The sequence below is a fragment of the Micromonospora sp. NPDC049580 genome, from assembly GCF_040675595.1.
GTDB lineage: Bacteria > Actinomycetota > Actinomycetes > Mycobacteriales > Micromonosporaceae > Micromonospora.
In genome coordinates, this window is record NZ_JBFAPG010000342.1 from 1 (window position 1) to 6,932 (window position 6,932).

Sequence of the window (6,932 nt, forward strand, 5' to 3'; positions counted from 1 at the left end):
CCGGGTAGTTGCGGACCCGGTCCTGACGTCCGGCCGTCCGACGGGGAGCGGACAGGTCCGGCACCCACCGCGCGCGTGGGCGCGGCACGACGCCACGCGGCCCGGCGGGGAGGTCCGGCCGCCCTGCACTCAGCTCCACGGTGCCCACCCGTCGGACACCGGTGCGCCCCCGGCACACCCCGAAAGGCCGTGAGCGCCGGCCCAGGTTAGGCGGATCCCGACGGGCCGGACAAGCGTTGCGGGACCGTCCGGGACGTGACTGATCTCAAGGGGAAAAAGCGGCATGTGCGCGTAACGCGACCATGATCTTCGACGCTGTTCGGGTTCGACGGTCAGAAGTGCCGCAGCAGGTCCCGGAAGGCGGCCAGTCGCAGCACGCCGGTGTCGGTCGGGTCCAGCTCGTCGTCCTCCAACACCCAGGTGTTCTCGTTCGGAATGAACACCGCGTTCAGCCCGGCCGCCCGCGCCGGGAGGATGTCGGACTTCGGGGAGTTACCGATCATCCACGCGTCGGCCGGCTCGAACCCGTGCTCGCGGATGAGCCACCGGTAGGTGTCGACGTTCTTCTCGGCGACGATGTGCGCCGCGCCGAAGTGGTGCAGCAGCCCGCAGGCATCCAGCTTGCGCTGCTGCTCCTCCCGCTCACCCTTGGTCAGCAGCAGCAGTTCGTGCCGGCCGGCCAACTCGTCGAGCGCCTCGGCGACACCGGGCATCAGCTCCACCCGGTGCTCGACCAGCGCCAGTGCCAGCCGGTCGATCTCCTGACGCTCGGCGTCGGTGGCCGGCCGTTCGCGCAGCCGCTCCAGGCACTCGGCGAGGCTGCGGAGGAAGACCTTGCTGCCGTACCCGTGCGCCACCGCGTTGGCCCGCTCGATGTCGTCGAGGATCGCCCGGGTCTCCGCCCGGTCCAGGGTGGGGTGGTCGAGCCAGGCCAGGAAGTCGTCGATCACCCGCTCGAAGACGACGTTGTTCTCCCACAACGTGTCGTCCGCGTCGAAGATCAATACCTGTGCCCGTCGACGGGCCGCCTGGTCCGCGGTCATGCCGGCACCTCCTCGCGATCATGCTCGTGCGGACGCGAACTCTAGGGCATTGCGCCCCGGGCACCCAGCGAGTTCCCGTCCGCCGGGCAGGGCCACCACAGCAGCCTCTCGGTGATCATCGCCTCTCGCTCCTCCTGCGCCTCGGGGCGCAGCCGGCCGCCGCGGGTGAGCATCACGACGCCGTGCAGCAGGCTCCAGCCCACCTCGGCGAGGGTGTCCGGATCACGCCCCTGGGCCAGCGGGAGCAGGGCCGCCCGCAGCGCGGCGAAGACCGCCCGCGGCGCCGCCGGCACCCCGGCCGCGCCGAGGGCGAGGTCCGGGGTCAGCGCGAGCATCGCGTCGTAGACAGCTGGATTGGCGTACGCGAAGTCGAGGTACGCGCTCGCCATGACCGCCCAGGCCCGCTCCGGGAAGGGGTTGTCGGCGTGGGCGGCGGTCAGCTCGGCGGCCAGCTCGGCGAAGCCGTGCACCGCGACGGCGGCCAGCACCGCCTCCTGGTCGGCGAAATGCCGGTAGAGGTCGCCGACGTCCACGTTGGCCCGCTCGGCGAGCCGTCGGCCGTTCAGCCCCGTCCAACCCTCAGCCTCGGCCAGCTCGCGGGCGGCCGTGACGATGAGATGTCGCCGGTCCTCTTCGGTTGCCTCCTCGGCAGGTACGGACACGGGCCGAGCGTAACGACCAGCACTGTTCGTATCCGCCTCATGACGGATTGGTGACTGTTGCCTCCTCGGCAGATCGGCAGCCGAGGCCGCGCCGCACGAGTGAGCGCCGCCCCATGATCGTGCTCGATCCAGGATCGAGTCGCCTCACCACGCCACCGACACCACTACATCCTGGATCGAGCACGATCATGCGCGGTACGCAGGGCGCGGCGGGCGGGGCGCGGCGGTCGGACGGGGCGTCGGTCAGCGGCGCAGGGTGAGGATCAGGTCGGCGATCAGGGCCGTCCAGCCGGTCTGGTGCCAGGCGCCCAGGCCGGCGCCGTTGTCGCCGTGGAAGTACTCCGGGAAGGCGATCAGGTCGCGCCAGTCCGGGTGGGTCTGGAACATCTGAGCGGCGCCGTAGATCGGCCGTCGACCCCAGTCGTCCTGGGTGAAGAGCGAGATCAGCCGGGCGGACAGGTCGTCGGCGATCTCGTCCAGCGAGCGTTTCACCCCGGAGCGGGTCGGATACTCCACCTGGAGGTCGTCGCCGAAGAACGCCGCGTAGTCGCGTAGTGCGCTGATCAGCAGGAAGTTCGTCGGCATCCAGATCGGCCCGCGCCAGTTCGAGTTGCCGCCGAACAGGCCGCTCGTCGACTCGGCCGGCTCGTAGCCGACGGAGAACTCCTGCCCGCCCAGAGTGACCGAGAACGGCTTGTCCAGGTGCGCGCGGGACAGCGTCCGCAGGCCGAAGTCGGAGAGGAACTCGTCGGGGTCGAGCATCCGGGCGAGCAGCCGGACCACCTGATCCTGGCCGACCATGGACAGCAGCCGCTGCTGGCGGCCGTCCGGGCCGAGCCGGCGGGTGCCGATCACCTGGGCGTACTCGGGGCGGTTGGTGAGGAACCAGCGCAGCCGCGCGCCCAGCTCCGGCAGCCGGTGCAGGGTCTTGGCGGTGAGGCGGGTGGTGGCGGCCAGCGGCAGCAGCCCGACCACCGAGCGGACCTTCAGCGGCACCTTCGTGCCGTCGGCGAGGCGCAGCACGTCGTAGAAGAAGGCGTCCTCGTCGTCCCACAGCCCCTGCTCGTACGCGGCGGCGGCGATGTAGAGGAAGTGCTCGAAGAACTTGGTGGCGGTGTCCACCCAGGTCCGGTCATGTTCGGCCAGCACGATGGCCATGTCGAGCAGGTTGAGGGCGTACATGGCCATCCAGCCGGTGCCGTCGGACTGCTCCAGCACGCCGGCCACCGGCAGCGCCGCCGAGCGGTCGAACGGCCCGACGTTGTCCAGCCCGAGGAAGCCGCCCTCGAAGACGTTGTTGCCGCCGGTGTCCTTGCGGTTGACCCACCAGGTGAAGTTGAGCAGCAGCTTGTGCATCACCCGGCCCAGGAACTCGAAGTCCTTGCCGCCGTCGATCGCGAACACCTTGAGCGCCGCCCAGGCGTGCACCGGGGGGTTCACGTCCCCGAACGCCCACTCGTACGCCGGGATCTGCCCGTTGGGGTGCAGGTACCACTCGCGCAGCAGGAGCAGGATCTGCTCCTTGGCGAAGCCCGGGTCGACCCGGGCGATGCTCACGCAGTGGAAGGCCAGGTCCCACGCCGCGTACCAGGGATATTCCCAGGGGTCGGGCATGGAGATGACGTCGAAGCTGGTCATGTGCCACCAGGCGCTGTTGCGCCCGTGCCGGCGCCCGGCCGGCGGGGGCGACGAGCCCGGGTCGCCGTCCAGCCAGCGCTTGACGTCGAAGTGGTAGAACTGCTTGCCCCACATCAGCCCGGCGATGGCCTGCCGCGCCACCAGCGCCTCGTCCGCGGTCGCGGCCTCCGGGATCACGCCGGCGAAGAAGCGGTTCGCCTCGGCCCGCCGTGCCCACACCACGGCCTCGAAGCCGTCCCGGAGGTCGGCCGGGGGCGGCGGGGCGGCGGCCGGCGGCGACGCGGTACGGGTCAGCCGCAGTCGGATCTGGCGCTGACCGCCGGCCGGCACGTCGAGCACGTAGTGCAACGCGCCCTTGGTGCCCTCGCGGGCCGGGTTGACCGTGGGGGCGCCGTTGACCACGTGGTCGTTGATGCCGTCCTTCGGGTACGGCGAGCGGCCGGGCAGCCCCCACAGCCGCTCGGCGTTGGTGTCGTTGTCGCAGAGCAGCGGCACCGGGCCGCCGTCGCCCTCCAGCAGCAGTTGGCCGAGCACCCGGTGCTCACCGACCAGTCGGGTGCCGTCCCCGGTCAGCCGGGGGATCCGGTCGCCGCCGGGCAGTCCCCAGGCCCAGGTGTTGCGGAACCACAGGGTGGGCAGCACGTGCAGGGTCGCCGCCTCATCGCCCCGGTTGGCCACGGTCACCACCATGCACAGGTCGGTCGGTGACGCCTTGGCGTAGTCGACGGTCACCGCCCAGTACCGGTCGTCGTCGAAGATCCCGGTGTCCACCAGCTCGTACTCGGTGTCGTCCCGGCCGCGCAGCGCGTTCACCGCGACGAGCTCGTCGTACGGGAAGGCGGCCTGCGGGTAGTGGTAGCGCCAGCGCATCCAGGAGTGGGTGGGCGTGGAGTCCTCGTACCACCAGTACTCCTTGGCGTCCTCCCCGTGGTTGCCGCCGTCGCCGCCGAGGCCGAACATCCGCTCCTTGAGGATCGGGTCCTTGCCGTTCCACAGCGCCAGGGCGAAGGCGAAGGTCTGTCGGTCGTCGCAGACGCCGGCCATCCCGTCTTCATTCCAGCGGTAGGCTCTGGACCGCGCATGGTCGTGCGGGAAGTAGTCCCACGCCGTACCGTGCTCGCTGTAGTCCTCCCGTACCGTCCCCCACGCCCGTTCGGACAGATAGGGACCCCATGCACGCCAGTCCTGCTCCCCCGAGTCGGCCTGGGCGAGCCGGAGCCGCTCAGCGTCGGGTGGCGAGGCGTCGGAGGACGATCGGTCAGTGATCACGTGCACATCTTTGACGCCGCCGAGGTACTTCACCACAGCGGCCATTCTCGTCGTGGCGTGTTACACCTCGGCGGCGGTGGAGGAAAGTTGATCGACATTCACTTCGGCCCGCAGGTCTGCGGCGATCTGACCAGCGCGTCCAGCCGGGAGTGGCTGGTGCCCGACGGCATCGGCGGGTACGCGATGGGCACCGTCGGTGGGCTGCGGACCCGCCGCTACCACGGTCTGCTGGTGGTGCCGGGCGAAACTCCCGCGTCCCGCCAGGTGGGACTCGTCAGCCTCGACCCGGCGGTCACCCTGCCGTCCGGTGCCCGGGTCCGGCTCGGCGCCCACGAGTGGTCCTCCGGCGTCGTCGACCCGCGCGGCTTCGAGCTGCTGGAGCGCTTCGACCTGGTCGACGGGCTGCCCCGGTGGCGGTGGCGGATCGGCGCGGTCGTGATCGAGCGGGAGCTGGCCATGCTGCCCGGCCGCTCCTGCGTGGCGGTCGTCCACCGGCTGGTCGCCGGCGGTCCGGTCCGGCTGGAGCTGTCGGCCGCGTGCACCTGGCGCGACGCGCACGGCGAGCGTCGGGCCGACGGTCCGACGCCGCAGGTCGAGGCGGTCGCGGACGGCGCGGTGGTCGAGGGCGCGTACCGGCTCGCCGGGCCCGGCTGGACGCCGGAGGGGCAGTGGTGGCTGGGCGTGCACCACCGCGAGGAGGCCGCCCGGGGCCTGCACCCGGACGAGGACATCTGGTACGCGGGACGCTTCGCCGGCGAGCTGGAACGCCCCGGCGACACGGTGTCGGTGCGGGCCTGGGCGGGCCGGCTGGACGAGGAGCCGCCGCCGGCCGCCGAGATCGTGGCGACGGCCCGGCGACGCAACCGGCAGGTGGTGGCCGCGGCGAAGCCGGCCGACGAGGTGGACGCGACGCTCGCGCTGGCCGCCGACGCGTTCGTGGTCCGTCCCGGCGGCGCGGCGGTCGACGTGGTGGCCGGGTACCCGTGGTTCGGCGCCTGGTCGCGGGACACGATGATCTCGTACGAGGGGTTGTTCCTCTGCACGGGCCGGGCCGCCGAGGGGCGCGAGCTGCTGCGGGCGTACGCGGCGACGCTGTCCGAGGGGATGCTCGCCAACACGGCCGACACCGGGCGGGTGGAGTACAACACCGTCGACGGCACGCTGTGGTTCCTGCACGCGGTGAGCCGGCACGTGACGGTCACCGGCGACACCGATCTCGGTGACGAGCTGCTGCCGGCGCTGCGCACGGTCGTCGACGCGCACGTGGCCGGCACCCGCTACGGGATCGCCGTCGACCCGGCCGACGGGCTGCTCGCCCAGGGCGCCCCGGGCACCGCCCTGACCTGGATGGACGCCCGCGTGTACGGGGTGCCGGTCACCCCGCGCACGGGCAAGCCGGTCGAGGTCAACGCGTTGTGGATCAACGGGCTGGCCGGTCTCGCCGAGCTGACCGAGATGGCCGGGCAGGACGCGGCCGAACTGTGGCGGCGGCACGCCCAGGCGACCGCGTCGTTCCGGGACCGTTTCCCGTCCCCGACCGGCTGGCTGCACGACGTGCTGGACGCGCCCGCGCCGGCGTACCCACTCGGTGGGGCGGCCCTGCACGACGACGACGCCCTGCGCCCCAACCAGTTGCTGGCCTGGTCGTTGCCGTTCGCGCCGCTGGAGCCGGACGAGCCGACGCTGCGCCGGATCGCGGCCGGGCTGCTCACCCCGCTCGGGCCCCGCAGCCTCGCCCCGGACTCGCCCGAGTTCGTAGGTCGGCACCGGGGTGGCCCGGCCGAGCGCGACGGCGGCTACCACCAGGGCACGGTGTGGCCGTGGCTGCTCGGGCCGTACGTGGACGCCTGCCGCCGAGGCAAGATGTCAGTCGATGACGTATTGATCGGTATTGAGTCCCATCTGACCGAATATGGGCTAGGCTCGGTAAGCGAGACGGCCGACGGCGTCGCGCCGCACTCCGCGACCGGCTGCCCGTTCCAGGCGTGGTCGGTGGCCGAGCTGCTGCGGGTGCGCCGCAAGGGCCAGTAGCGCTTTACACGACCGCAACGGCGGTGTCTCCGCTGGTTATCTCGGCCCCGGCAGGATTGGCCCCGATCCAGACGCGACGGCGACACCGACTCCGGTGTCGGTCGGCGCGCGCCCGGGGACAACTCAAAGGGGGCCGCATGTCACCCGACGCCCACGTGATCGACATCCACCCCGCCCGTCAGCTGCGGGTGCTGATGCTGTCGTGGGAGTACCCGCCGGTGCTCGTCGGCGGCCTCGGCCGACACGTGCACGCCCTCTCCGTCGCCCTCGCCGCCGCCGGCCACGACGT

At 72.0% G+C, this 6,932-nt stretch carries 5 protein-coding genes; 2 read left to right on the top strand and 3 right to left on the bottom strand.

The annotated features are described in order from the left end of the window. Positions 1-332 precede the first annotated feature (332 nt). The 3 genes from AB0J68_RS23315 to AB0J68_RS23325 all read right to left on the bottom strand — a co-directional run bounded on the left by AB0J68_RS23315 (position 333) and on the right by AB0J68_RS23325 (position 4,657). On the bottom strand, positions 333-1,043 hold the full coding sequence (locus tag AB0J68_RS23315; protein ID WP_363940464.1) for an HAD family hydrolase: 711 nt from the start codon (positions 1,041-1,043) through the stop codon (positions 333-335). 41 nt (positions 1,044-1,084) lie between these two features. Next, positions 1,085-1,705, bottom strand: a complete 621-nt coding sequence (locus AB0J68_RS23320; RefSeq protein ID WP_363940465.1) for a TetR/AcrR family transcriptional regulator — start codon at positions 1,703-1,705, stop codon at positions 1,085-1,087. Between the two features lie 243 nt (positions 1,706-1,948). Then, the gene (locus tag AB0J68_RS23325; RefSeq protein ID WP_363940466.1) at positions 1,949-4,657 is read right to left on the bottom strand and encodes a glucosidase; all 2,709 of its coding nucleotides are present in this window, start codon (positions 4,655-4,657) and stop codon (positions 1,949-1,951) included. Between the two features lie 42 nt (positions 4,658-4,699). Here AB0J68_RS23325 and AB0J68_RS23330 point away from each other — a divergent pair, with 42 nt between their 5' ends. Beyond that, positions 4,700-6,643: an amylo-alpha-1,6-glucosidase gene (locus AB0J68_RS23330; RefSeq protein ID WP_363940467.1), complete on the top strand. Its 1,944-nt coding sequence runs from the start codon at positions 4,700-4,702 to the stop codon at positions 6,641-6,643. Positions 6,644-6,780: 137 nt separating this feature from the next. Continuing rightward, positions 6,781-6,932 (top strand): glycogen/starch synthase (locus AB0J68_RS23335; protein ID WP_355066823.1); only part of this gene is annotated, 152 nt, incomplete at its 3' end.